Raw genomic sequence first — 24,716 nt, 5'->3', positions numbered from 1 at the left:
TGCTGATGCGCCGTAGTAGCTTCGTGGAAATCAGCGGGGAGACGGTGGAATCGTTGGTCGCGCTTGGGATTAGCGCATTGATCTAGGTGTCGGAGGACTTGCCGATTACCATCAGCAGTATCACTTGATGGGTCCGCCGCGCCACCAGCGTGGCGATCAGACTATCCCGCACGTTGCCTCGCCGTCCCCCGTCACGGCCCAGTCTTCGGCATTGGCCATCTGTTCGGACCATGTCCCGAAAAGTACAACCGTAGTGACCGCCCGGCGGGGGACTTACGGGGTAGCGGGCCACCCACGCGTCCAGAGCGTGAATCGTGGCTGCGGCCTCTGCGTTGTCCATCATGCCGCCCTTGCCACCTGGTGCTCGTAGTAGGCCTCTGGTCGATCGTCCAAGATGGCCTGCAGCTCTTCAACTGATCGCCCCTCAGGTGTCAGCCAGCGGTCCACGTTCTCGGGCTTGATCTGGATGATGGTCCGATCATGGCCGGCCGCCGCGACTTCCGGCGCCGGGTCATCTGTGATCGCGGCAAACGATAGAAGGTGCCCGTCCCCATCCGGCGACTCGTTCCACAGGCAAGCGACGATCATGTCCTGCTCAGGCTTGGGCCGGAACTCAAGGACGACGTTTTCCGAGGTTTCGCCCTCGGCCAACTCCCGATGCTCCATGAGGTGCCGCTCGACGTTCTCATAGAAGGCGTTGACGATGATGATCCCGTGTCGGTGACCGAACAAGGCATCCCAAGTCTTGGGGATGCTGTCGCGCCTGGCGTTGTACGTGCCAGGGTACTTCCGCTCAATGTATTCGTTCCAGGCTGGCAGCCGGCACTGGTAGCGCATCGGCTTGATCAGCTTCCGGCCGCCCTCCATGACGATCACAGGGGCGTAGTTGCCGGGGAAGAACCGGGCATCCCGGGGCAGGGGTTCCGCGCGCTGCAAGTCGTCTAGATCCAGCTTCAGCTTGCTGATCTTCTCGGTCGAGATCCGGAGATCCTCCTGCGCCTTCTTGGTGACCTTGGTCTGAAGGGCTCGCTCTGCGTCCGCCTGGCGCTTCTTCTGTTTGAACAGCTCCTGCTGGAGCTCCGTTTCCCGTTCCGCCCGCTGGCGCTGTATCTCGCGCCAGATCTCCTGTGCTTTCGGGTCGCTAAGCCCCCGGAACCAGTCATCCACCGCCTTAGGGCGCCGCTTCTTTTTCGCCCGGTCTGGCGCTGCCCACACGTTCAAGGCGAACTCCTCCAGACTCATCGTGGCGCCATAGTGCCGCACGTACTTGTCGTAGTCGGCCTGGATCATCGCGGAGTAGCACATAGCCCGCCTCTCGTCCCGGATGGGCCGATCCTACCAAGCTCTCCGGACGTGATCATTCACCTGCTTGTTGGGCGGGTCTATTCGCCCTAACATCCCGCCGCACCACGGGGGCAGCCCACCATTCGTGGTGCTGTGGATAAGATTGCGTGGACATACCTGGCAATCCCGTGTTCGAGAAAGAAGTACTACTGGGAGTAGATCAAGTTGACTCGTCTTTTTTTTGCAGCGCTTCTTGCTGTCACCGTTTCTGGCTGTGCATCGAATGGTCGCGTCGTACAAATCAGCGACTCAAAGATAGTTGGCGAGCGCGTTGTTGCGCTGGATGCTCCCAATGCGCCATGGGTAGTTGAGATACAGAATCGGCTCAAGCAAAAGGGCTTTCGCGTGCTGCGCTGGAGCTCTCGCACACGGGTTTCGGAGCAGACTTCCGCGACACGTACCGAGTCTTACAACCAAGCGGAGGCGCGGTACGTTCTAGTGATAGATGGCTATGCCCCATACGACTGGGCCAATAGATGCTTTGCCGGAGGGTATAAGTTCGACCACATTAGTACTGACCTCGTAGACACAGTCACCAACGAGACGATACTCAACATCAATGGGTCTGGATTCTCAGAGAACTGTCCGCCGATGAGCGGAACCATTTTCTCGGACATCGCCAATGCGATAGATGCGGCATGGGCCAAGTAGCAGCGAACATTTGACTCAGGCCCAATCTGTTCGGCGCATGCGAGACTTGAGCTAGGGCTCAAACTCGCCGGGGGTCGCAAGCCCGCGACGGTTCAGTTCTGCTTGGACGGCTCCTTCTATCTCAGCTCCGCACTCCTCAGTGCATCCTTCGAACAACGGGGCTTTCGCTGAGTCCATGGCTCGCCAGAAGGCTGCCTCGTCTTGGGTGGCGTCTGGAAGGTCTTCAAGCGCAGCCAGGAACATGTCCCAGAGCGGGCCGCCCAGGCGCTCCTGAGCGAGAGTCGTATCCCGAATGCCGAGCAAGCCGCTTAGCTCAAGGAGGCGGTCGTATACCTCCACCTTCAGCTCTGGTGGAGCTTCCTCTTGGACTTGGGCCCATAGGGTCTCGATGAACTCGTGCGGATTGCTGCCGACCTGACCATCCCGGATGGCGGCCTCGGCTTCGTCCAAACGTTCGCGGATTTGCTCGGCGGTTAGCATGGGCTGACTGTGCACCTCAGTTCGTAGTCACGGCGTGAGATTCGCCGGGGGGAGCCTCGGGGCGCGGGAAACGAACGGGTTCCCCAGCACATGCCAGCGCCACGGGTGATCCCGGCCTTTGGATATCCCGACCCGGGGGGTCGTTGCAGGCTTGGCCGGCGGGGGGACTCCGTCGTCCGCCACCCACACCCCGCGATCGACGGTGACGAGGTCCGCGCCATTGACCTCCCCTGTAATGCCAAGTGCCTGGGCCAGCTTGCCTGGCCCATTTCCTAGGTCGACCGCGCGTCTGGTAAGCCCGCGAGCTTCTTGAATCGCATCTAGGCGCTGCACCGGCTCGATGGCCCGTAGGAGTACGCCAAAGCCCTGGCCGACCTCGCCACAGACGGTGTTGGCACACCAGTGGATCCCGTAGCTGAAGTAGACATACAGGTGGCCAGCCTCCCCGAACATGGTGGCATTGCGGACCGTCTTGCCGCGGTACGTGTGAGCAGCTGGGTCCTCTGATCCGCAGTAGGCTTCGACCTCGACGATCCGTCCCGCCCGGCCGTCAGCCACCACGATCAACTTGTTGAGTAGTTCGGGCGCGACGATTCTGGGGTCGCGAGCGTAAAACGAGCGGGGGAGGGGAGATCCCATCTCAGGCGGCCTTTTGTCTCCCGGCCACAATGGAGGAAAGCGGGCGGGACGGCTCCACGGGATGCCCGCAGGCCTTCGCCACCAGGCGCTCCCGCGGCTTCACCCAGCGCTGTGCCCAGCCCTTCCCACGGTCCAGAGATCGCACGGCATATTCCAGTGGTTCGATCCCGTGCCCCTTTAGCACCACCCGGATGAGCCAGCCAGCACCCACGGGGCCCACCGTCACAATGGGGCAGTCTTTGAGCAGAAGCGTGTGCTGGCCGTCATCAGCGACGTGCCAGGTGTAAGCGGGGGGAAGGTCACTGGGGGCAGCCATAGTCACGATCCATCGTCGAGGATGGCCACACGTTACTGAGTGGCCGTCGATGAATCGTCAAGGCTGGGCGATCTTGCGCCCTCCGTTCAGCGAAATACTAATAGCAAGGGACGCGCGGGGCGGCTAGGCTTCCCCTCCGTCGCGATGGCTGCGACGTCTTCGCCAGACGATCCCTGCTGGCCAGTGTCCGACACCCTGCGAAGTCATGTTGTTTCGTCGCCAAGAACGCGAGAAGTTCCCCTACGAGTATCCCAGCCACCTCCGTGAGCTTGCGGCCGAGCTGCCCAGGGCGCCTGGCGTGTACCAGTTCCACGGCGAGGAGCAGTCCGTCCCCCTCTACATCGGCAAGAGTGTCGATCTCCGGACACGGGTGCTCAGTCACCTGCGAGAGCCCGGCGAGGCCCGCATGCTGTCCCAGACGCGCCGAATCACCCATGTCCGAACGGCGGGCGACTTGGGCGCCCAACTCCTGGAGGCCCGCCAGATCAAGACCCTGCAGCCGCTCTACAACAAGAAGCTGCGGCGGACTCATCGGATCTGCTCGATAGCGCTGGATCTGGGAGGGGTGCGTTACGCGTTCTCCAACGAGCCCAACTTCCGTCTCCGCACCAACCTCTATGGCCTTTTCAGCAGCAAGATGGCCGCCATGGAAAGGCTTAGAGCTTTGGCGGACGAACACGAGCTCTGTTGTGCGCGCATTGGCCTAGAACGGACGCCGGGCGGCCGCCCCTGCTTCCGCCATTCAATCGGCCGTTGCCGCGGAGCCTGCGCCGGGAAGGAGCCTGGGCGGGACCACGACGAACGCCTGCTAACGGCGCTCAGGGGGATCGAAGTCGCTAAGTGGCCCTACAAGGGCAGGGTGGCGATTGAGGAGCGCGACGGGAAGCTCAGGCAGCTCCACGTCATTGACCATTGGAACTACCTAGGGAGCGCCGGATCCTTGCGCGAGGCCAGACGGATCAAGGGCGACTCGGGGCAATTCGACCGGGACGACTATTACATTGTTGCGCGGCCCATCCTCTCGGGCGAGCTGAGGGTGCGGGAGCTCTAGGCGGACGGTTCGCGCTGTCTCAGCTTCTGGGAAGCAACGGGCCGAAGATCGCTCCATGGCGCTTCCCCAATCCTATCGCTGGTCAGACAACGCAGACGGCGGGGCTAACCTCTATCAGAACTACGCGTGCGTAGCGGCCATCAAGGCTGACGGCACCACGAAGCTGAAGTGGTGGCAGAAGGAGTTCCACTCGAAGGCCGCGAGCGTCGCCCAGGCCAAGCGGTTCATCGAGCGCTGGATCAATGCTAGGAATAGTCCCCGGGCGTACGAGTGCGCACGTTGGCGCAGCCGCTATGCCAAGGCTGCTGCGCCGCCGCCAGCTGGGCGCCAGGGGAGTGCGCTCGACTACAACAGGCTCTTGCAGGCCAACTCCTCGGCGCTCAGTACCCGCGTCATCAAGCTCGACGCTATGCCCGACGACTTCGAGTCGATTGCCGATGTAGGACAACCCCTACAGCGCTTCGCGAAGTCCTCTGGCTTGAACGTGACAGCCAGAGCGCCACATGCTCCACTTGCCCAGCGCGGGCCCGGTACGGTCGCTCACTCGCGTAATGCGCCCCGTTGAGCGGGGGCGACGGGGCCATAAATGCAGAGCGTGGTGGTCGGGTGGCATCTCTCAGCGCCATAGCGTTCACTAGCGCGGCCTGCACTCGAGGGGGCGGTATATGCCACGCGATAGCGGTCAGAGCGGTGTGTCTGATTCTTGAGTCGCCGTAATTGAAGCAAGATCCGAGGCTGATGCTGCAGGCAATGGCGCGCTTGGCAGCTGATCTGCGCGGGGGGTGTCAGTTCATTGTGGGATCCGGATATCCGCGGGGCAGGGGATAAGGGATGTTTATCAGGGGTAGGGGACAGGGCAGCTTTCGACCCAAAGCGGACATGAGTTAATTTGGGTGTGACGACCGCAGGTTAGGGGCCTGGTTATGATCCAATTGCCGCCTTTGGTAGTGAACAAGCCGTTTCCGAAGGGACGGGTCCGACACGTCTTGCGGCAGGGTACCGAGGTCGAGATCCTAGACCGACGCGAAGTGCGGATTACATCTAGAACCACACTGCCGGTCCTGCATTTGGCGAACGGCGATCGAGTGCTGGTGACCTCGAGGCCGAACATTGATCGCCCAGCCGGCGTTGATGGCATCCTGAAGGAACGTCCCGAAGGCGGCTATCAATGGAGGAGTCACCGCCTGCTCGAAGAGTTAGATGCAAGGGTTGCACAAGTCGGTTGGCCCCGCGTGGCCAAGGAGATTGCGACTTCGTGGGATGGGCGACTGTCCTTCCGGTCCGAGGTCAAACAGGAAGATGGAACCGTATTGCCGGGTCAGGAGGGATTGAGGCCTCCGCAACTAGGTGCGTTGCATGCCATCGGGGCGCACTGGAGCTTGGGGCATCAGCCGGCGACGATCGTGATGCCAACCGGTACGGGCAAGACAGAGACAATGCTGGCCGCCCTTGCCGCTTTTGGGCGGTCACCACTGCTGGTCGTGGTTCCGTGGGACGCCCTTCGAGCCCAGACTGCGCAAAAGTTCCTGACATTCGGCCTGCTCAGGAAACTCAAGGTGTTGCCCGAAGACGTACCTAATCCCATCGTCGGGGTCATCAACAAACGCCCCCAGACAGCTGAAGACCTTGAACTGATCGGGGCATGCAATGTCGTGGTGGTCACGGCCAGTGCGCTCGGCGTGGGTACGGAAACCGCGATCCTGGATGCGTTGGCACAAAGGTGCAGTGCCCTAATCCTAGACGAAGCACACCATGTCCCAGCATCCAACTGGACGCGGGTCAGGGATGCATTCAAGGACGTTCACACGCTCCAGTTCACGGCGACTCCTTTCAGACGCGATGCGCAGCTGGTCGACGGGAAGGTCATATTCAACTACCCGCTCGGCCAAGCGCAGCAAGACGGCTACTTCAAACCGATCCGGTTCGAGTCCGTCTTCGAAGTTCGCGGGACGGTGCGGGCCGACCGGGCCATTGCCGAGGCGGCCATCCAGCAGTTAAGGGAGGATCTGGATGCGGGATTTGACCATCTGCTCATGGCCCGGTGTGAGGGCATCGGACGTGCCGAGGCCGTGGAGCAAATCTATCGGGAATTAGCCCCCGACTTGGAACCGGTCCTCATTCACTCGGAGAGTCCTGGCGCTAATGCCAGGGTCGAAGAGCTGAAGGCGGGCCGGTCCAAGATCGCAGTCTGCGTGAACATGCTCGGAGAGGGGTTCGACCTTCCCCGCCTGAAGGTAGCGGCCATCCATGATATGCACCGCAGCTTGGCCATCCTGCTGCAATTTACCGGGCGGTTTACCCGGGTCGCGGGCCAGAACATCGGAGATGCCACCGTTGTCGCGAATATCGCCGACACACGGGTTTCCGGTGCGCTGGAACGCCTTTATAGCGAAGATGCCGACTGGAACAAGTTGCTGAGCGAGCTCAGTTCGGAAGCAGCGCAAGACCATGCGGAATTGATCGAGTTCCTCCAATCGTCGCAGCGGCTTGACAAGCCATCGACCGACGATGTTTCCATCTCGCACAAGCTGCTCCGCCCGATCTTCAGCACGGTGGCCTTTCACTCAGAACAATTCGTACCCGCCAGATTTCACTTGGGCCTCGGCAAGGAGCGTCATGTCCATGCGGTTTGGCTGCATGATGAAACGAGTACCTTGTACTTCGTGACAAGGAGCGAGCCTCGCCTACGCTGGATGCAATCCAAGGAAGTTCGCGATCGGGAATGGGCCCTGTTTGTGCTCCACTACCACGCGGATGCGAGGTTGCTGTTTCTATCGTCAACAGATCATGGCTCCATGTTCCAGGAGCTGGCTCAGGCTGTCTCCGGCGAGGTGACGCTGATCAGCGGCGAACAGGTGTTTCGGTCGTTAGGCCGCATTAATCGCCTCATGTTCCAAAGCCTGGGCGTAAAAAAGCACGGCAGACGGAACTTGAGCTTTGCCATGTACACCGGAGCGGATGTTGCGGACGCGTTGGGAGTTTCCGAGCGTGCCGGTTCTGTCAAAAACAATGTGAGCGGAACGGGTTGGGAAGAAGGAAACAAGGTCGCGATCGGGTGTTCCTACAAAGGTCGCGTATGGTCGAGGGAGCAAGGCTCCATTCCTTCGCTTGTCCAATGGTGCAGGGAGATTGGTTCGAAGCTCGTGGATGATACGATCAACGTCGCCGACATCATTGCAAACGTCCTGGTTCCGCAGGAAATCGATGCAATCCCGGATGAGGAAGTGCTTGTCGTGGAGTGGCCGGCAGAGCTGCTGGGCGTATCGGTGGAACGGGTAGTATTTGCCTCTGGAGACGCTGAGTGGCCGTTGTACCTGGTGGACATAGTATTCCGCGGGAAAGAAGGGAACAGCTTACGATTCGAGCTCAGAACCGATGATGTTCCTGAATTGGCCGCCTTCACGTTGACGGTTGGAGGTGAATACGGATTTCAAGTTCGCCAGACAGGCGGGAACGAGCTATCCATCAAGATAGGAAATCGCGATTACGAGGCATCCCAGTACTTCAGTTCGTATCCTCCCCTAGTCCGCTTCGTAAATCTTTCCGAGTTGGACGGGAATCTCCTGATCAAGCCTCAAGATCCGCGAGAACTACAACTCGATGCGAGCCAGTTCGAAACATGGGATTGGCAAGGGGTGGATTTGACGGTCGAGTCACTGTGGCGGAATGGACAAATGCGCATCGACTCAATTCAGTGGAAGGCCGCGCAGCATTTCATCCAAGGTGGTTTCGACGTCGTGTTCGACGACGACGCTGCGGGCGAAGCGGCCGACCTAGTTTGCCTCAAGGAAGAGCCGGATCGCATCCGTCTAGTGCTGGCCCACTGCAAATTCTCAGGTGGTCAGACGGCCGGCGAACGCGTCAAGGACGTGGTCGAAGTCTGCTCGCAGGCTGTGCGCTCAGCGAAATGGAAATGGCGCTTCAGGGATCTTGGCCAGCACATCAACAGCCGGAATCAGAAATTGGCGACAAATGTTCGACCGAGCCGGTTCCTCGCGGGCAGTCCTGTGGAGGTGAACAACATCGTGAAGGCCTACCGATTCAAACGCGTTGATGCGGAGATCCTCGTGGTGCAGCCGGGCCTTTCATTGGCAAACAGGACGGCCGACCAAAACATGGTGATCGCCTCGGCGGCCACCTATTTGAAAGAAACCATTGGTTGCGACCTTGGGGTCATTTGCAGCGTGTAACAGATGCTGACTTGAGTGGCCTAGATGTCCGCTCCTGGCCGGAAGCGGACGTCGCCTAGGTCTTTACGCCGTACGAGCGGCTCGTTGTGGAAGCCCTTACACCGGCTATAGGCAGGGTGCGCTATGCCCTAACTAGCAGGCAGACCTGATGCTAAGCTTGGCTGCCTGCCTAGAGTTACTAACTCGGAACGATCCCCATGCGTTTGCAGCTGTTTCGTATCGAGGATGGCTACTTGGTATGCCCTGCTGGTACTCCGCCGGCACAGTGGCAGCAGGAGTGTGCGGGGCGCAACCCCGATATGCTGTTCTTGTCCCGCGACACTGCCGGTCGACAGTTCATCGAAGAGCACATGCGATCCAACGGTGCAGTTGTCATGGACCAGCGTATCGCTGACATCATGTTTGCCGGTTATCCAGGCTGGGAAAGCAGAAACTTCTAGTTGCCCTTCGATTGGACATGCAATGGCGCGCGCGACCTTAGCTCGCGCAACGACGCTCGAAAGACCCGCAAGGACGAGCGAAGGAACATCAGCAGCAGCGCGGCCGCAATCAGCAAGTCGGGCCAACCTGCGCCGAACGCCCACACCAGGACCGTCGCCAGTAACACGGCGCAACCCTCGAAGATGTCATTACGCGAGCACTCCCAGGCGGAAGCCATGTTTACGTCGCCTGTCCGATGAGGCGTCAGCAACCATAGGCAGACTGCATTGGCCGCCAGATTCAATGCAGCGGCAATGCCCATGCCTTCGAACAGGGGCACCGCCGGATTGGCCAGCCGCCAGGCAATCTGCACACCCACTGCCGCGGCCGCGCCAAGGATCAGCAACCCTTTGAAGAAGGCGACCTTGGCCTTCGCGCGCATCGACGCGCCGACGACCGCCAGGCTGATGGCATAGGTCAGCGCATCCCCCAGGTTGTCCAGGCTGCCCGACAGCAACGAGGACGAGTGCGAGTACCACGCCGCGAACGCCATCATCGCGAAGGTGGCTAGATTGATGGCCAGCACGATCGTCAGGAGGCGGCGCTGCTTGGCCTGCATCGCTGCCACATCCATGGTCTTTCCACACCCGCAGCACTCGCTCATTGCCATCCACCGTTTGGAGAGGCAGCAGCGCCTGGTGCGCTGCCGTAGGCCGCACGCCAACCTCATCAGAGAGGCGGGTTGCTTTTAGGCCAACAAGGCCTTATCAACCCTGTAGCCACTACAGAGTCAAGCCATGTCCACCACCTTTGCCATCGGGGAGCTCGCCCGGCAGACCGGGACCAAGGCGGAGACAATCCGCTACTACGAAAAGATCGGTCTGCTCACCGCGCCCCTGCGATCGGCCGGCAACTACCGGTCGTACTCCGAGACGGACGCCCAGCGCCTTCGCTTCGTCCGACGGAGCCGCGAGCTGGGGTTCTCGATCGACCAGATCCGCGAGCTGATGGCGTTCTCCAGCCACGGAGAGGCTGACTGTTCGACGGTCGACAACGTGGTCAGGTCCCATGTCGAGGATATCGAGGGAAAGATCCGTGACTTGCAGGCGCTACGTGGCGAGCTGTCGCGGATGATCAGTCGGTGCCCGGGCGGCAGCATCGCCGGGTGTCGTATCCTGGAAGCCCTGGATGCCCCGCCGTCGCACCTTGACGTGCCCACCGGGGCAAGCCGCGGTTGACCTTGTAGCCGCTCCAACGTTTACAACGGCGCTCCGATTCGCCCGACACTGGCGATGCCACCGAGAGCTGTTGATGTCCCCACGTTCCCTGCTGTCCCGTCGTCGCCTCGCCACCGCGGTTGCCTTGCTGCTGCTGGCCGCCGCCCCATCCGCGTTTGCCGATGAGGCCCACCGGGATGAGCATGACCATCACGACGAGGATGCGGTCGAACTGGATGCCGTCATTGTCGAGTCGACGCGCTCCGGTCGCAGGGTGTCCGAGGAGCCGATCCGGGTCGACGTAATCAGTCGCGAGGAGATCGAAGAGAAGCTGCTGATGTCGCCCGGCAACATCTCGATGTTGGTCGCCGAGACGGCCGGCGTTCGTGTGCAGAGCACATCACCCGCCTTGGGGGCATCGAACATCCGTATCCAGGGCCTGCGCGGCCGGTACACCCAGTTGCTGTCCGATGGTCTGCCGCTGTACGGCGGGCAGTCCTCGTCGATCGGCCTGCTGCAGATACCACCTACGGATCTTGGTCGCGTGGAGATCATCAAGGGCAGCGCCTCGGCGCTGTATGGGCCAGCGGCGCTGGGTGGAGTGATCAATCTGATCACGCGCCGTCCCCGCGACGAGCAAGAGGCGGAAGTGCTGCTCAACGTGACCAGCCGGGGCGGCTACGACGCGACCGCCTACACGGCCGCGCCGCTCTCTGAAGCGTGGAGCTATTCGCTGGTGGGGGGCTACCACGAGCAGGATCGCCAGGACCTCGACGATGACGGTTGGATCGACATGCCGGAGTACGAGCGTTGGACGGTGCGTCCACGCCTGTTCTGGACTTCGGAGCGCGGTGCGAAGGCGTTCGTGACCTTCGGCGCGACCAAGGAGGATCGCGAGGGCGGTACGCTGCCGGGCACGCTGATGCCGGATGGCCAGCCCTTCCCGTTGACGCAGGACACCACCCGCTACGATGCCGGTACGGTCATCGAGATTCCGTTGCGCGAGACCGACCGCCTGCAGCTGCGCGCATCGGCCATGACCACCGATCACGCGCATCGATTCGGTGAGGTGCTGGAGGATGATCGCCACCAGACCGGTTTTGCCGAGGCATCCTACGCCTCCGGGTTCGGGGAGACGACCTGGCTCGCAGGCACGGCGGTGCAATCGGACCGATTCACATCCCGCGCCTTTCCGGGCTTCGACTACCGCTACACCGTTCCAGGCGTCTTCGCGCAGGCCGAGCATGCGTTGCGGGAAAACCTTATGCTCGCGGGCAGCGCACGATGGGACCACCACAGCGAGTACGGCTCGCACGTAAGCCCGCGCCTGTCCCTGCTGTATCGGCCCGGCAAATGGACGTTACGTACGTCGCTGGGTCGTGGCTTCTATGCGCCCACGCCGTTCGTGGAAGAGATCGAGGCCGCCGGCCTGTCCCGTCTTGAGCCGTTGAACGGCCTGGAAGCGGAGATCGCCAAGACCGCGTCTTTCGATATCGGATATGCGGACGGGGCGTGGGAGACGAACGTTGCGTTGTTCGCCTCCGACATCGACCACGCCGTCAGGTTGGCCTCAGCCTCTCCGGCGCCGAACGGGACCGGGCGCGTCCAACTGGTGAATGTCGATGGGATCACGCGCACGCGAGGCGCAGAGTTCCTGCTGCGCTATCGCTGGCAGGACTTCGTCGTGACCGGCAGCTATGTCTTCACCGACGCGAGCGAGCCGCGGACGGATGCACAGGGGCGTCGCAGCGTGCCGCTGACGCCGCGCCACACGGCCGGCCTGGTCGCCATGTGGGAGCAGCATGGACGTGGCCGCGTCGGCATCGAGGCCTACTACACCGGCACGCAGTCGTTGGACGATAACCCGTACCGGCGTACCGGACGGCCGTACGTGGAACTGGGCGCGCTAGGCGAGATCACGCTGGGCAAGGTGAGTTTGTTCCTCAACTTGGAGAACATCCTCAACATCCGCCAGACCGGCTATCACCCGATGACGCTCCCTCAGCGCGCAGAGGACGGGCAGTGGACAGTGGACGCTTGGGCGCCTACGGACGGCTTCGTCGTGAACGGCGGCATGCGCCTCAAGTTCTAGTACTCGCGAGCAGTGTTTGAGAGCGGCATGTCCGCTATCGACCCAAACCGGACATCCCGTAGGTGATCCGTCCATCAGCGATTCGGCAGAAGCGGCGCTTCTGGCGGTGGTGGCCCATGGCGCACCACGTCGCCCTGCATCGTCGCCAGCACGCGCAGCAGGCGGTTCTGCGTGGTGCGCGGCAGCTCGCGCTCGTCCATCGCCCACATCAGGTCCTCGACCAGTGCATTGAAGTCGGCTTCGCCAACGGTCACGTGCTTGTGCGCCTCGGCCATCGGCTTGCCGGCATAGGTGCAGGGGCCGCCAGACTGCACGCACAGGAATTCCACCAGCCGGTCGTTGAGGTGGATGATATCCACGTCGGCGAAGTGGTGGGCGATGCGCGGATCGTCGGATACGCGGAACAGCAACGTCTCCACCAGCGCCTCGATGCCGCTTCGCTGCCCCAGTGCGCGGTACAGGGAATCGTCGCGCGACGGCGTGGAGGCGCAGCCGGCCACCGCCATCAGGCCTGCCAGCACCAGCACCGTGACCAGGCGCAGGATCGTCATGTCAGAAGCTCCACTGCACGGAAACGTAGGCGCCGCGCTGGTCGTCCAGCGTGGCGATGCTGCCCAGGTCCGCCCAGGCGCCGACCACGGCGAGCTGCTTGTTGGGGAACCAGGCGATGAATACGTCGCGCCAGTCGTCCTCGCGGGCGAAACCCAGGTTGTCGGGCTTCTGCCGGTACTCCACGCCGATCGCCAGGCGCGGATCCAGCAGCACCGCCGCCGATCCCTCCCATACCCATTGGCGGTCCGCGCGCCGGTCGCCGCCGAAGCCAAGCAGCCCGGCCTGGTTGGCGCTGGTCGAGCGCAGGGTGGCGTTGAGCAGCAGCTGGTAGCCGCCGGCGGCATCGAGGAACAGCTTGCTGGCGCTGACATAGGCGTCGGTGCCGCGATCCTCGCGGGCCCCCACCGCCAGCGGCAGCGCGCCGTCGCGCAGGCGCTTGTGCTGCACGCCCACGCTGATCTGCGGCAGGTGGTTGTAGACCAGGTCGCCGGCCAGGCGCACCTTCATGCCGTAGATGTCCTGTTCCAGCGCATCCCAAGGCAGCGTGAGTTGTCGCTGCAGTTCGCCCAGGTCGAACGACTGCCGCGCGAACGATAGTTCCACCCGGTTGCGGAACGTGTAGGACGCACCGTAGGCGTCCAGCGCGTAGTCGCCGGTGTCCACGCGCGTGTAGAAAGCGGCACCGCCGTGCTGCGTATCGGTGCCGTAACCGGACAGCACCGCCCATGGCACGATGCCGCCGCCGGCCGCGCCCTCGATCTGGGCGCCGCCGCCGGTGGCCAGCAGGCGCCCCTGACCGGCGAAGGCGGGCAGCGCCGGGAGCAGGACGGCCAGCGCACAGGCCAGCGCACAGGCCAGCGGCAGGACGCGAAGGGCAGGGATCATGCGTCGGTTTCCAGCGTCAGGTCGCTGTCGGGCACCGCGGCTTCACGACGGCGGCACCAGTCCAGCAGTTCGGCGCTGCCGAGCGGCGCACTGAACAGGTAGCCCTGCACCATGTCGCAGCGGTAGTGGCGCAGCAGGGCCAGCGCGCGGTCGTTCTCCACGCCTTCGGCGATCACCGACAGGCCCATGTTGTGGCCCAGTTCGATGGTGGAACGCACGATCACCGCATCGTCGCTGCCTTCTTCCAGCTGCATGACGAAACTCTTGTCGATCTTCAGCTCGTCCACCGGCATGCGCTTGAGCTGCGCCAGCGACGAATAGCCGGTGCCGAAGTCGTCGATCGCCAGTCGCACGCCGCACGCCTTCAGCCGGTGCAGCATGCGCAGCGCGTACTCGATGTCCTGCATCAGCGCGCTTTCGGTAACCTCCAGGATCAGCCGCGCCGCCGGCACACCATGCGCCGCCAGCTTTTGCTCGATGTAGTCCGGCAGATCCGCATCCAGCAGGTCCATCGCCGACAGGTTGACCGCCAGCCCCAAGTCCAGGCCGTCGGCGCGCCAGGCGGCATTGCAGACCATGGCCTGGTCCAGCACGAAGCGCGTCAGCTCGTGGATGAAGCCCGATCGCTCCGCCAGCGGAATGAATTCATCCGGCGCCACCGGGCCGAGCACCGGATGGCGCCAGCGCACCAGCGCCTCCACGTGCTGCACATGCGCGCTGGCCGCATCGAGCTTGGGCTGGAACTTCAGCTCCAGCTGCCCGCCCGCGATCGCCTGGCGCAGGTCGGTCATCAGCTGCAGCTGCCGCAGGTGCGATTCATCGCGCCCCGGCTGGTACACCGCTACGCCGCCGTGCGCGGCCTTGGCGTCGTACAGCGCGATGTCGGCGCGTCGCAGCAGCGTGTCAGGATCGTCGCCATGCTGCGGATGGCAGGCCAGGCCGAAGCTGCCTTCGATACCCACCCGGGCGCTGGACAGGTCCAGCGGCTGCTTCAACGCATGCCACAGCGCTTGCGCCTGCGCACGCGCGGCCTCGCACGACAACCCCGGCAGCATCACCATGAATTCATCCCCGCCCAGGCGCGCCACCACCTGCGTGTCGTCCAGCGTGCCGCGCAGGCGCCGCGCCACTTCACGCAGCACCTGGTCGCCGAACGCATGGCCCAGGGTGTCGTTGATCTCCTTGAAGCGGTTCACGTCCATCACCAGCACGGCCACGTCGCCGCCCGCATCGAGCGCCGCCTGCAGGCGGTCGTAGGCATGGCGGCGGTTCGGCAACCCGGTCAGTCCATCGTGGTGCGCCTGGTGCAGGATGCGCGCCTCACGCGCGGCGATGTCGGCCTGCATGCGCCCGAGTGCGCCGGCCAACTCGACGATCTCGCGGCTGCCGCCGGAGGCCGGTGCCTGCGAGTAATCGCCGGCCTGTATGCGCTGTGCCGCCTGCGCCAGCCGCGACACCGGCAGGCTGATGCCGCGACCCAGCGCCACCGCCACGCCGACGGCCAGCAGGGTCGCCAGCCCGGACAGCAGCAGGATGCGCGAACGCAGCGTGCGGTACGGCGCCAGTGCGCGGTCGTACGAATCCAGCAAGACCAGTCGCGCGTCGTCGCCGGGGGTCAGCGGATGCGAATCGGACAGGTAGTGGTCGCCGCCCACCGCCAGTTCGCGCACCTGGCCGCCGCCGGGCGTCAAGACCTTGGCGAACATCGCGCGCTGGTCGGCGGGGAGGGTAGCGGCATGCACACGCGTGCCGGTGCCGGTGTTGGTGACGAAGGCGGCTTCCAGTCCGGTGAGGCTTCGATACTGCTGCGCGACCGCGTCGTCGTAGCGGCGGCCGACGACCAGCCAGCCGACCCGTTCAGGCGCCAGCACTGGCAGCATCACCACCAAGTACAGCGCGTTCTCCACCACCACCGTCTGCAGCGCCACGCCCTCCTGCGCCGCCTGTTGCGTGATGCCTGCCAGCACGCCCGCCGCCGGCGCCGCCATGCCGTCGGCGCTGGCCTGCCAGCGGCCATCGCGGTCCAGCAGCCACGCCAGGTCGGCGCCGATGCGCGTGCCGTGGTTGGCCAGCGCCGAACGCAGCGTCGGCGCGTCACCGCTGGCGACCGCCGCGCGGAAGCCGAAATCGTCCGCCAGCACCGAGGCCGAGGCGAGCAGCTGTTCCGAACGGTTCTGCTGGAACTGTTCCCACACGCGGTGGCCCACGCTCAGCTCCTGCTCCAGCCGCGACGACACCGCGCGCTGGGTCGCCACCGTCACCACCGCGAACGTGGCCAGCTGCGCGGCCGCCACCACCGCGATCATCATCGCGATCACGCGCGTCTGGAAACGGCGCGGCTTCAAGGCGGCGTCCCCTTCAGCTGGCGGAACTTCTGCTGCAGCGCACGCAGCCGGTCGTTGCCGCGCACATCCTCCTGGGCCGGCGCCAGCGCCACCTGCAGCGTCGCGGAGGTGCCCGCCGCCGGCACCACCAGCGTGCGCTCCAGCGGTGCACCGCTGCCGCGCACATGCCACACGCGCAGAGTGTACCGGCCGGGCGGCACGTCCAGCGTCAGATGGCCGTCATCGGTGGTCTTGCCGAAGTAGGGCGTGTCGAGCACCACGATGTGGCCGATCATCCAGTCGTGGATGTTGCAGCCCACCACCACCACGCCAGGCCTGTCGAAGCGGATCGGCGCGGCCTTGTTGCCCGAGTACAGCGGAATCTCGAACTGCCGTGGCTGCGAAAACGAATAGACGTGGTGCTGGATGTTGTCGCGGTTGGGGAAGGCCACCACCGTGCCGGCCTGCACCGGCAGCACGGCGGGCACGAAGGCCGAGTGCTGCTGGTCCATCCGCGCGGTGGCTGCGCGGGTGCTCGCGGGCACCGCGCCATGGAGGCTGACCACGGCATCGGCCACCGGGCCACTACCGCTACCCACCGCGAAGCGGACCTCCGCAGCATCGACACACCAAGCCAAGCCCATGGCCACCAGCCCCCCAACCCACGCCCGCCTTGCGCGATGCCGCCCCTTCATCACCGTCCCCTGTCTGATCAAGAACATATATGCAAATCCCATGCCACGCGCCATCGCCCGTCAGTGGGCCAATGCGCCTGGAGGGGGTGCCGTGCGTGCTGTCGCGGCGCACCGTCTAAGTCTGAAACTGACGTTACGCGACAAACGTCGGCGACGGATGCGCGACTTCGTCGAGGTCAGTCCAATCCCATGAGGTGGAGGTGACCTACACAGCCACTCTGCCCGTTTGCTCAACGGGTCGGGGAGTCGGGAGCCAGGCCAAAACGGCGTTGAGTCGTCGCGGCCGGGCTTTGGGGTACGACCTGCCAAGGATGGGGCGCTAACGATTCATTCAAACCGAACCCACTTCGCAGGTATGCCTAGTTCAGCCGTTGCTTGATGTCCGCTTCTGGCCGAAAGGAGACACAGCCATCATGGCTATAGTTTATGGAGCCAGATATAGGCAGCACCCATAGGTCGTAGGCGCGCTTTGCGGTTCGGCTCTTGGTCGATAAGCGCCGCGCTCACCTCAGATCCAGGCGGAGGACTCAGTGCCCTGCCCGCTGGGAGTACGGCCGAATCACCTAGGTCTTCCAGTGAGCGAGCGAAGGCTTGGTGCGAGGGGGTGCCGAAGGAAGAAGTTGCGTATCTGCGCAAAGCAAAGCAGCCGTGACTGTGACCGCTATCTCGGCCGTCTATACAACTGCCAGCATTCGCATCAGCGACGTACCTTCGTCTGCTACTCACCCGGCTCGCATGTTCAAGAGACAACACCATTCAACAATGTCTCGCAACATAGCTTCGAGGAGCCAACAGCCTCCTAAGCTGCGTTACCAACCAAGATATTCCCGTCCTGACAAGGGCAAAAAGTTCACGCATTTACCACTAGTCGAGCGCTCCTATGTCCATCCACTTACGGCGCATTTGCTGGGTGTTCCCCTCCAAATGGCGAGGGTGCTTGACAAGAGCTGGCGCGTGATCTAGCCATACGTTCACGCGAGGAAAGGAGGCTTCGGGGAATGGTCGCATATGCCGAAATGCCCGTGAGTCGACGGGATCGGAATCGCACAGCATTTGGCTATACAGATATCGAATCGGCTCCCACAACTGGAGAGCCGATCGCGGTTTGCACACCGTACCCCCTCGACGAGTCGAAAGGAGCTCTCGATCAGTTCGGTCCGACAGAAGACACGCTTCACGCCAGCGATTGCTTGAGGCTAGTGCTTGCTTGGCTGGCGTCATCTAGCCCCACTCGAGATTCGGATCTCGCACATGCCTCTAGACTGTTTACGTTGTCCGGCCCAGGAGCGATTGGCAGTGATGCATCTAGCGTACTGAAGGTTTCGGCAGACATTCTTGGACGTCCAGCACGCCTCAGGAGTGCCCACGCCTTCACAGGCGGCAGGTCGATAGAGCGCGCAAAGTACGTATACGCAGCCCCCTCAAAGGTGCCCGACTTGATGGAGTCATTCTTTGCGTGCGGCCAAGGTATCTATCGTGCAGGAAATGACATTGTTGCGGGAGCCTCTCTAGTCGGACTCTTTCTTCTGCTTACACACCCATTCTCCAACGGCAACGGTAGATTCTCTAGCGCATGCATGGTTGGGCTCTGCGCCAGAAAAGAGGACGCAGTAAGAGCGCTAATTGCGGCCTCCATGCGTTCATCGTTGCCACGATATGAAGGCCCGGGGATATGGCGAAGAACTATAGAACACGGCGCTACGGACTACTTGAGAAGATCAGTTGCCTATGAGCGTCACATGAGCGCAGAGCTCATTGCGTGCGGCTTGAATGATTTATGTAGAGAGCTCGATAGTTGCTTTACGGCTTCAGTGAACGCAAATGCTAAGAAGCGACTACTCGCCCTGCTCATAAGTGATGAGCTTACTGAGAGCCAAGTCAGGGATGCCATCGGTGCATCTGCAAAAGTTGCAAAGGGGTTAATCGATCGAGTCGAGACCATAGGATCGTTAGAGCGCCGTCCTAAGGATGGAGCCCTAGGTTTCGGTAGCCTAAGAGATCTTGCGAGAAGTGCATCGGATCGCGCCTACAACAACGCATGGGGAGTGTAAGGAATGCAGCCCGCTCATGAAACTAAGCCTGAAGCTAAGAGCTCACGGAAACTAAGGGCGTCAATCACCGCGGTTCTACTGGCTGCGACAGCAGGTGGCTCGGCTATCGCCTATGCAGCCATAGAGGACTGGTCACAGGCCTGCGTACGTGTTGACGAAACTCACACCTACTGCGAGTGGTTCTACAACCCGCAGCCAGACTATCAGGATGATTGGGAGAGCGATCAGGAGACAGGCTCCACAGACGTGGATGTTGCTGAGATCGTGACTGGGGACGACAGCCCAGGAGAGGACTGCGATGGTGTCACGTCGTTACCTGTCATGGTGGCGACGGGAAACAAAGTTCAATCAGATACCGACTTTAACCTCAATCTGGGGGGGCAGTCTCTAGGGATATCGCGCTTCTACAACAGTGCGGGCCAGACTCATGGGATATTTGGCCCCTTGTGGAACTCAAATATCGATACCGCTCTCTCGTTCAAGTACCAGAATGGCGAAATTTGCACCACCAGCCTGTACGCGGTCTTCTGGTGTGGCGGCATCGGTACCATCACAGAAGTCTATGCTCATCGAAGTGGAGGCAATTCCTGGATGCTCTTACCCGATGGTAGCGGCGCTTGGATAGATGGTGCGGGGAACAGAGTCAGCCAGTCATCAGGCTCATGGATTCTCAGCACTCGCGAAGGTGGCATTGAATCGTACACGAGCGCCGGTCAGCCAATAAAGATTGGAGACGAGCGAGGGATAGGGGTTACATACAACTACAATGCCGCCAGGCGCCTTACAGGCTTGACCCATTCCTCAGGCAAGCAGATTCAGTTCGAGTGGAATCAGAACAAGGTGTCCGCGGTAGTTGATCCTGCTGGCGGGCGTTACACCTATCAGTACGCGCCCTCCGCCATGCTGCAGGTCGTCACGTCTCCAGGTGGCTTGATCAAGAGAACCTATCACTATGAGGTCTCTACCAATGCTGGGACGCTTACCGGGATTTCGCTCAACGACGTAAGACAAACCCGCGTCACCTACCACAGTGACGGCAAGGTAGCTACTTCGGGCAAAGAGGGGGGCATTGAGAAAAGTACGTTTACGTACGGGACCGACTACACCGACGTGACCAACACACTGGGATCAACCACTAGATACCACATCGCTGAAGTCGGAGACGCAAAGCGAGTGATCGGCGTTGAAATTCCGGCAAGTGCAGCGTGTCCTGCCCGAGGGACGTATACCGCATACGATTCGGCAGGCAATAAAGACTACGTCGTTGACGCTCTGGGCAATAAAACCGACTACACATACAGCGAAGACGGCCAGCTGCTCTTGCTAATCACAGGTATCGGTCCCGGCGGAAATACAGCCTCACAGCGTATTACCCAGTACGTCTGGGATCCCATAAAGCGGGAGCGCCTCCTCTCTGTGAAGCGTTATGGCGCATCATTGGCCTCGCCAATCTCGGAGACACTATACGACTACTACCCAGATGGTCACTCATCCGCAAGGCTACTTAGGTGGGTGAAGACGTTCAACAGATCGTCAAAAGGCAGTCCTAATCAGGAACGAATCACCGCCTACGGCTACTCTGTCTATCCGAGCGGAATGGTGCAAACAGTGGTGGTTGATGGAACTTACCCTGGAGCCGGAGACCAGATAACCGTTCAGTACTCGCCATCTGGCGATCTTCTTTCTACCACCAACACTCTTGGCCATGCGGTTACATACACCAACCATACGGCTCTAGGTCAAGCGGGGCGGATAACAAGCGAGAATGGTCAGATACTTGACCTTACCTATGATCTACTCGGCCGTCTAACAAAGGCGCGTGCATACCGAACATCGGGCAATGATGACACCAGCTACATCTACGGGAGCAATGGGCTGCTGCGCTCGGTGATTGAGGCTGACGGCCATGTTAAACACAAGCTCTATGATCAAGTAGGTCGACTAATCAGGGAATTCGAAAAGGAAGTAACTGGAACGCATGCGGTTAAAGAGTACGAGTACAACAACGAGTCACAGCGAACTCACTACATCGTCGATCGATATCAAGGGCCACCGGGGAGCTCAATCCTGGGAAATTTCAGCGCAAATGCAAGTGGCGTCGTGAGTGGATGGGCTTGTTCTACATTTCATGATGCCCCGATTGACGTTCATCTCTATTTGGGCGGGCCTGCCGGCGTCGGGACGTTCAATGGCTCTTTCCTCGCTAATCACGCAAGTGAGCCAGCAGTTGGTAATGCATGCGCATCAAGTGGTACGCAGCACAGGTTCCAGTTCACGCTAACCCAAGCTCAGCTGGCTACGTACGCGAATCAACCAATTTACATCCACGGCATATCTCCATTCGGAGCCTCCAATCTGACCATCAGTGGCTCTGGACAGAACTTCGTCCCTGGATTTGGCGACCCAGATCCGCCGGGTCCAGAACCGTGCCTGCCGGGCGTGATTTGCCAGGAGCCCCTACGTGTAGCGCCAGGCATGAAGACAATGTCTTCTCCTCCTGGACGCATTGTCCACTTCATGCAATCCAACCACTACGATGCCAGCGGCGCTTATCACGTAAGCACCGCGCAAGAAGGCCAATCGATGGTCTATCAGTATGGTGCGTCTGGTGAAGTCAGAAGCGTGACGGACTCTTTGGGTCGCGTCAGAACCTTCACCTACAACCCACACGGCGAACTTCTTACGGAGCTAATGCCGGACGGTGGTTTGTCCACCTATACATACGACATCGCCGGCAATGTCAGCTCAGTTACCGACGCGATCGGCGGAGTGACTACGTATGAACACGATGGCTTTGGACAAGTAACAAAAGTAAGCAGTCCTGACACAGGAATCACTACATACCAGTATGACTCGTCAGGACGAGTCACTCAGAAAACGCCAGCCTCTGGGGGTACTGTTACGTACTCTTATGATGCACTAGGACGCCAATCGTCTCGCACTGTCGGCTTCTCAACACAGACAATAACCTATGACTCCTGCACCAATGGGAAGGGGCGAGTGTGCGCGGTCAATGACGAGACTGGATCGACGTCTTATCACTACACGCCATCAGGCAAAGTTTCTCTAGAAATAAGACAGCTACCTTCCGGTGGCTCGTCTTCCATTGCCTATCAGTATGACGTGCAGGATCGCTTGGTTGGAATAGGTGCGGGTGGTGTTGGGATTGGATACGGATACGCCGCAGGAAGGATTGTCTCGGTTACCTCAAGCATCAACGGCTCCACTACCGTGCTGGCTGGAAACGTAAGATACCAACCATTTGGGCCCGTACAGAATTATACGTACGGAAATGGACTTTCGAGGGAGCTAACCTACGACACTAGCTGGCGCCCGAAGTCATTGAAGGTTTCGTTGGGATCTACGGTTATACAGTCGAAGACGGTTTCGTACAACGCGAACAATCACCCGCTTAGCGTGAACGACCAAACAGATACGACAAAAAGTGTCACCTACGGTTACGACACAGTATCGCGTTTGCTTAGCAGCAACTCGATGGCTAAGTCAGAATCATGGACATTTGATAAGAACGGGAACAAGCGCTCATACACTGCGGCCGCCTCAAGCCTGCTTGAGTATCATCCCAATTCTAATCGTCTTCATTCTGTATCTGGCAGTCAAACGGCGAACTACACGCACGATGACAACGGCAACATCGTTGAGGATGGTTCGATTGTCTATGTCTACGACGGATTCAATCGGATGAGCCTAGCGGTTAAGAACGGTGTCCCAACCACATACAGTGTTAATGGCTTGGGTCAACGCGTTTATAAGTATGGCCCGTCAGGACAGTATTGGTTTATCTATGATGAGGCTGGCGATCTTCTTGGCGAGTTCAAAGCGGGCCAAGGATGGACAGTTTATGCAAGGCTTCACGGGGAGATCGTGGCTTTTGTGCGCGGCGCCCAGAACTACTACGTGCATAACGATCTGCAGCAGCGCGCTGAGTCGGTCACGAACAGCGTAGGCTCGCTGGTTTGGAAGGCTAACAATTCCGCCTACGGCAGAGATGTTACCGTCGACAGCATTGGTGGCTACAATCTGGGCTATCCTGGTCAGTACTTCGACGCGGAGACAGGTAACTGGAACAACGGAGCACGAGATTACAGCTCAAAGCTTGGACGTTACCTGCAGTCTGATCCGATAGGACTGGGCGATGGAAACAACACGTACGAGTACGTTGGTGGCAACCCGATGTCTTACGTGGATCCGGATGGCCGACTTAGAATCTATGTTGTTCACGAGCGTGGTCGTGGCAGCGGTACTGAGATCATGTACTACTTCCAGTTCGACCCAATTTCAACGAAGGCCAAGGAACTATCGAGGGCGTTCCCGAGCTTTCGAAAGTGGACAAATCCTCTAGACAAGGCGCAGAGCCATGTTGGGCCGGATCAAGCCGGCCCAAAACCTGGGTCCAATCCGATTGCTTGCGGAATTCTCGACTCAAAACTCAAGGAACGTTATGGTCACCACGAGGGCCAGTCGCTTACACGGCGGGAAGCTGCTGAGCTCCTCAATACGATGCGCTACGAGTTCCCTGAGATGAACAAGTACTACCGCCCAACTGAAGACTTCCTCGATGAGGCAAAGTATCGTGGTGAGGATCACATATTCAATCGACTTTCTGATTGGATGGACGACTTTTACAAGAAGAGATACCGCGAGATTGATGAATGAGGAGCGCTTATATGCTTGGAACTGTTGAAGTCGTCGTTACGGTGGTCTCGCTGCTGTGCCTGATCTTGGCATCGGCCATTCTGTATAGGAAGGTGAGATCAAAAGCAACGCTGCTTTTGCTTGTTTGCAGTCTTGTGCTGGTGTTATGGGGTCCGCTGTGGTTCGCTTTCGAACTCGCGCTGGGCAAGCACTACACGGAGAGCAGCGACTTGTCGACGGTTTGGGCATGGCTTTATGTTCACGGGAATGTGCTTGTGCCTGGAGCGGCAATTCTTATTGGCAGCATTAGCTTTCTCGCATTTGCGCGCAGCCTCAGCCGGGCTTAGCTTCTGAGCGGACGTGGAGCCCTCTTCCCTTAGTGAGGAGAGTGCTCCCAGAACTGTATTGGCTGGAGCCTCTCCTGAAACGTCTGTGCAAACTCGATTACCTGAATCGCGAATACTGTAAAGGCACGGGTGCGGGCCGGGCTCGGAGCCTTTGTCTTTTCGTTTGTTGTGAGCTGGCAGTGATGGCTCCTGCTCACACGGAAACTGATAGGCAACCCGGTTCTGGACTCCGTCAGAATTTGGCAGTCATTGAGCGAAGTAGGCGCCTGGCCTTAAGACAGGCATTTGCGAATGCGATGCTCCGTCATTATGGCGGTACGCCAGACGGGGATATCGATCACCCGTTACGTGGCTATTCCTGACGTCTGCTTTCGACCCGAAGCAGACATGACCTTCACTTCTGTCTACAGCCGCGACTAGCGCGGAGAAGCCTCATGGGGGTTCTACCCCGTTTCCACGCACGGTTAGATTAGGCGTCCAAGGCCTGATCCTTGATTTCGTCCCTTCGATGGGAAGATGGGACGATGCGCTATCGCGCCACCACCACATCGATCAAGTCGCCGATCCTGCAGTGTGCTTCCAAGGGGTGCCTCAGGGGCACACGACGGTTTATGCGGTAGGTATTCTGCCGCCCATCGCGATGCCGCTCCAGAACACCGGCTGCCTCCAATTCGGCCACGATGCGCTGCACGGCTCGTTCGGTGATTCCGACCTTGGCCGCCACCTCGCGCAATGTCTGCTGCGGCTCTGCCGCCAGGCAGAAGAGCACGTGGCTGTGATTGCTGAAGAAGGTCCAGCCGGTGGAG

At 60.7% G+C, this 24,716-nt stretch carries 17 protein-coding genes; 8 read left to right on the top strand and 9 right to left on the bottom strand.

Going from position 1 to position 24,716, the window contains the following annotated elements; genetic code table 11:
• Positions 1-339: 339 nt before the first annotated feature.
• The 3 genes from V8246_RS14840 to V8246_RS14830 all read right to left on the bottom strand — a co-directional run bounded on the left by V8246_RS14840 (position 340) and on the right by V8246_RS14830 (position 3,114).
• The gene (locus V8246_RS14840) at positions 340-1,290 is read right to left on the bottom strand and encodes an SOS response-associated peptidase family protein (RefSeq protein ID WP_336189891.1); all 951 of its coding nucleotides are present in this window, start codon (positions 1,288-1,290) and stop codon (positions 340-342) included.
• A gap of 756 nt (positions 1,291-2,046) precedes the next feature.
• Positions 2,047-2,475, bottom strand: coding sequence for a hypothetical protein (locus tag V8246_RS14835; RefSeq protein WP_336189890.1), 429 nt, complete (start codon positions 2,473-2,475; stop codon positions 2,047-2,049).
• A gap of 27 nt (positions 2,476-2,502) precedes the next feature.
• The gene (locus V8246_RS14830; RefSeq protein ID WP_336189888.1) at positions 2,503-3,114 is read right to left on the bottom strand and encodes a DNA-3-methyladenine glycosylase; all 612 of its coding nucleotides are present in this window, start codon (positions 3,112-3,114) and stop codon (positions 2,503-2,505) included.
• Between the two features lie 521 nt (positions 3,115-3,635).
• Between V8246_RS14830 and V8246_RS14825 the strand changes: the two genes are divergently transcribed.
• From V8246_RS14825 to V8246_RS14810, 4 genes are all read left to right on the top strand, one after another.
• A complete protein-coding gene (locus V8246_RS14825) occupies positions 3,636-4,481 on the top strand; it encodes an endonuclease (RefSeq protein WP_336189887.1) in 846 nt (281 codons plus the stop codon).
• A gap of 55 nt (positions 4,482-4,536) precedes the next feature.
• On the top strand, positions 4,537-5,046 hold the full coding sequence (locus V8246_RS14820; protein ID WP_336189886.1) for a hypothetical protein: 510 nt from the start codon (positions 4,537-4,539) through the stop codon (positions 5,044-5,046).
• A gap of 358 nt (positions 5,047-5,404) precedes the next feature.
• The gene (locus tag V8246_RS14815; RefSeq protein ID WP_336189885.1) at positions 5,405-8,671 is read left to right on the top strand and encodes a DEAD/DEAH box helicase family protein; all 3,267 of its coding nucleotides are present in this window, start codon (positions 5,405-5,407) and stop codon (positions 8,669-8,671) included.
• Between the two features lie 197 nt (positions 8,672-8,868).
• A complete protein-coding gene (locus tag V8246_RS14810; protein WP_336189884.1) occupies positions 8,869-9,111 on the top strand; it encodes a hypothetical protein in 243 nt (80 codons plus the stop codon).
• On the opposite strand, the gene V8246_RS14805 is transcribed toward V8246_RS14810, so the two are convergent.
• Entirely contained in the window at positions 9,108-9,755 is a 648-nt protein-coding gene (locus V8246_RS14805; protein WP_336190094.1) for a cation transporter, read from the bottom strand. The genes V8246_RS14810 and V8246_RS14805 overlap by 4 nt on opposite strands.
• Positions 9,756-9,888: 133 nt before the next feature.
• On the opposite strand from V8246_RS14805, the gene V8246_RS14800 reads away from it, so the two are divergent.
• Together V8246_RS14800 and V8246_RS14795 are read left to right on the top strand one after the other, a co-directional pair.
• Positions 9,889-10,329: a helix-turn-helix domain-containing protein gene (locus V8246_RS14800; RefSeq protein ID WP_336189883.1), complete on the top strand. Its 441-nt coding sequence runs from the start codon at positions 9,889-9,891 to the stop codon at positions 10,327-10,329.
• A 73-nt stretch (positions 10,330-10,402) separates the two neighbouring features.
• Positions 10,403-12,400, top strand: a complete 1,998-nt coding sequence (locus V8246_RS14795) for a TonB-dependent receptor (RefSeq protein ID WP_336189882.1) — start codon at positions 10,403-10,405, stop codon at positions 12,398-12,400.
• 74 nt (positions 12,401-12,474) lie between these two features.
• Here V8246_RS14795 and V8246_RS14790 read toward each other — a convergent pair whose 3' ends face one another.
• From V8246_RS14790 to V8246_RS14775, 4 genes are read right to left on the bottom strand one after another with little or no spacing between them, the layout of a single operon-like run.
• Entirely contained in the window at positions 12,475-12,951 is a 477-nt protein-coding gene (locus V8246_RS14790; RefSeq protein WP_336189881.1) for a group 1 truncated hemoglobin, read from the bottom strand.
• A 1-nt stretch (position 12,952) separates the two neighbouring features.
• Positions 12,953-13,837 carry a DUF3034 family protein gene (locus V8246_RS14785; RefSeq protein ID WP_336189880.1) on the bottom strand — a complete coding sequence of 295 codons (885 nt, stop codon included), beginning with the start codon at positions 13,835-13,837 and terminating at the stop codon, positions 12,953-12,955.
• Positions 13,834-16,146: an EAL domain-containing protein gene (locus V8246_RS14780; protein ID WP_336190093.1), complete on the bottom strand. Its 2,313-nt coding sequence runs from the start codon at positions 16,144-16,146 to the stop codon at positions 13,834-13,836. Before V8246_RS14780 ends, V8246_RS14785 begins: the two co-directional genes overlap by 4 nt.
• 32 nt (positions 16,147-16,178) lie before the next feature.
• Positions 16,179-16,805 carry a methylamine utilization protein gene (locus tag V8246_RS14775; RefSeq protein ID WP_336190092.1) on the bottom strand — a complete coding sequence of 209 codons (627 nt, stop codon included), beginning with the start codon at positions 16,803-16,805 and terminating at the stop codon, positions 16,179-16,181.
• 2,105 nt (positions 16,806-18,910) lie between these two features.
• On the opposite strand from V8246_RS14775, the gene V8246_RS14770 reads away from it, so the two are divergent.
• Together V8246_RS14770 and V8246_RS14765 are read left to right on the top strand one after the other, a co-directional pair.
• Positions 18,911-23,584: an RHS repeat-associated core domain-containing protein gene (locus tag V8246_RS14770; RefSeq protein ID WP_336189879.1), complete on the top strand. Its 4,674-nt coding sequence runs from the start codon at positions 18,911-18,913 to the stop codon at positions 23,582-23,584.
• An 11-nt stretch (positions 23,585-23,595) separates the two neighbouring features.
• Positions 23,596-23,910 carry a hypothetical protein gene (locus tag V8246_RS14765; RefSeq protein ID WP_271250866.1) on the top strand — a complete coding sequence of 105 codons (315 nt, stop codon included), beginning with the start codon at positions 23,596-23,598 and terminating at the stop codon, positions 23,908-23,910.
• 529 nt (positions 23,911-24,439) lie between these two features.
• Here the strand turns inward: V8246_RS14765 and V8246_RS14760 are convergent.
• The coding region (locus V8246_RS14760; protein ID WP_336189878.1) for a winged helix-turn-helix domain-containing protein at positions 24,440-24,716 on the bottom strand (277 nt) is incomplete at its 5' end.

Origin of the sequence: Pseudoxanthomonas sp. F11, assembly GCF_037046485.1 — a bacterium.
Classification (GTDB): Bacteria; Pseudomonadota; Gammaproteobacteria; order Xanthomonadales; family Xanthomonadaceae; genus Pseudoxanthomonas_A.
Note: the sequence above shows the minus strand (reverse complement) of the source record. Positions and strands in the feature narration are given on the sequence as shown.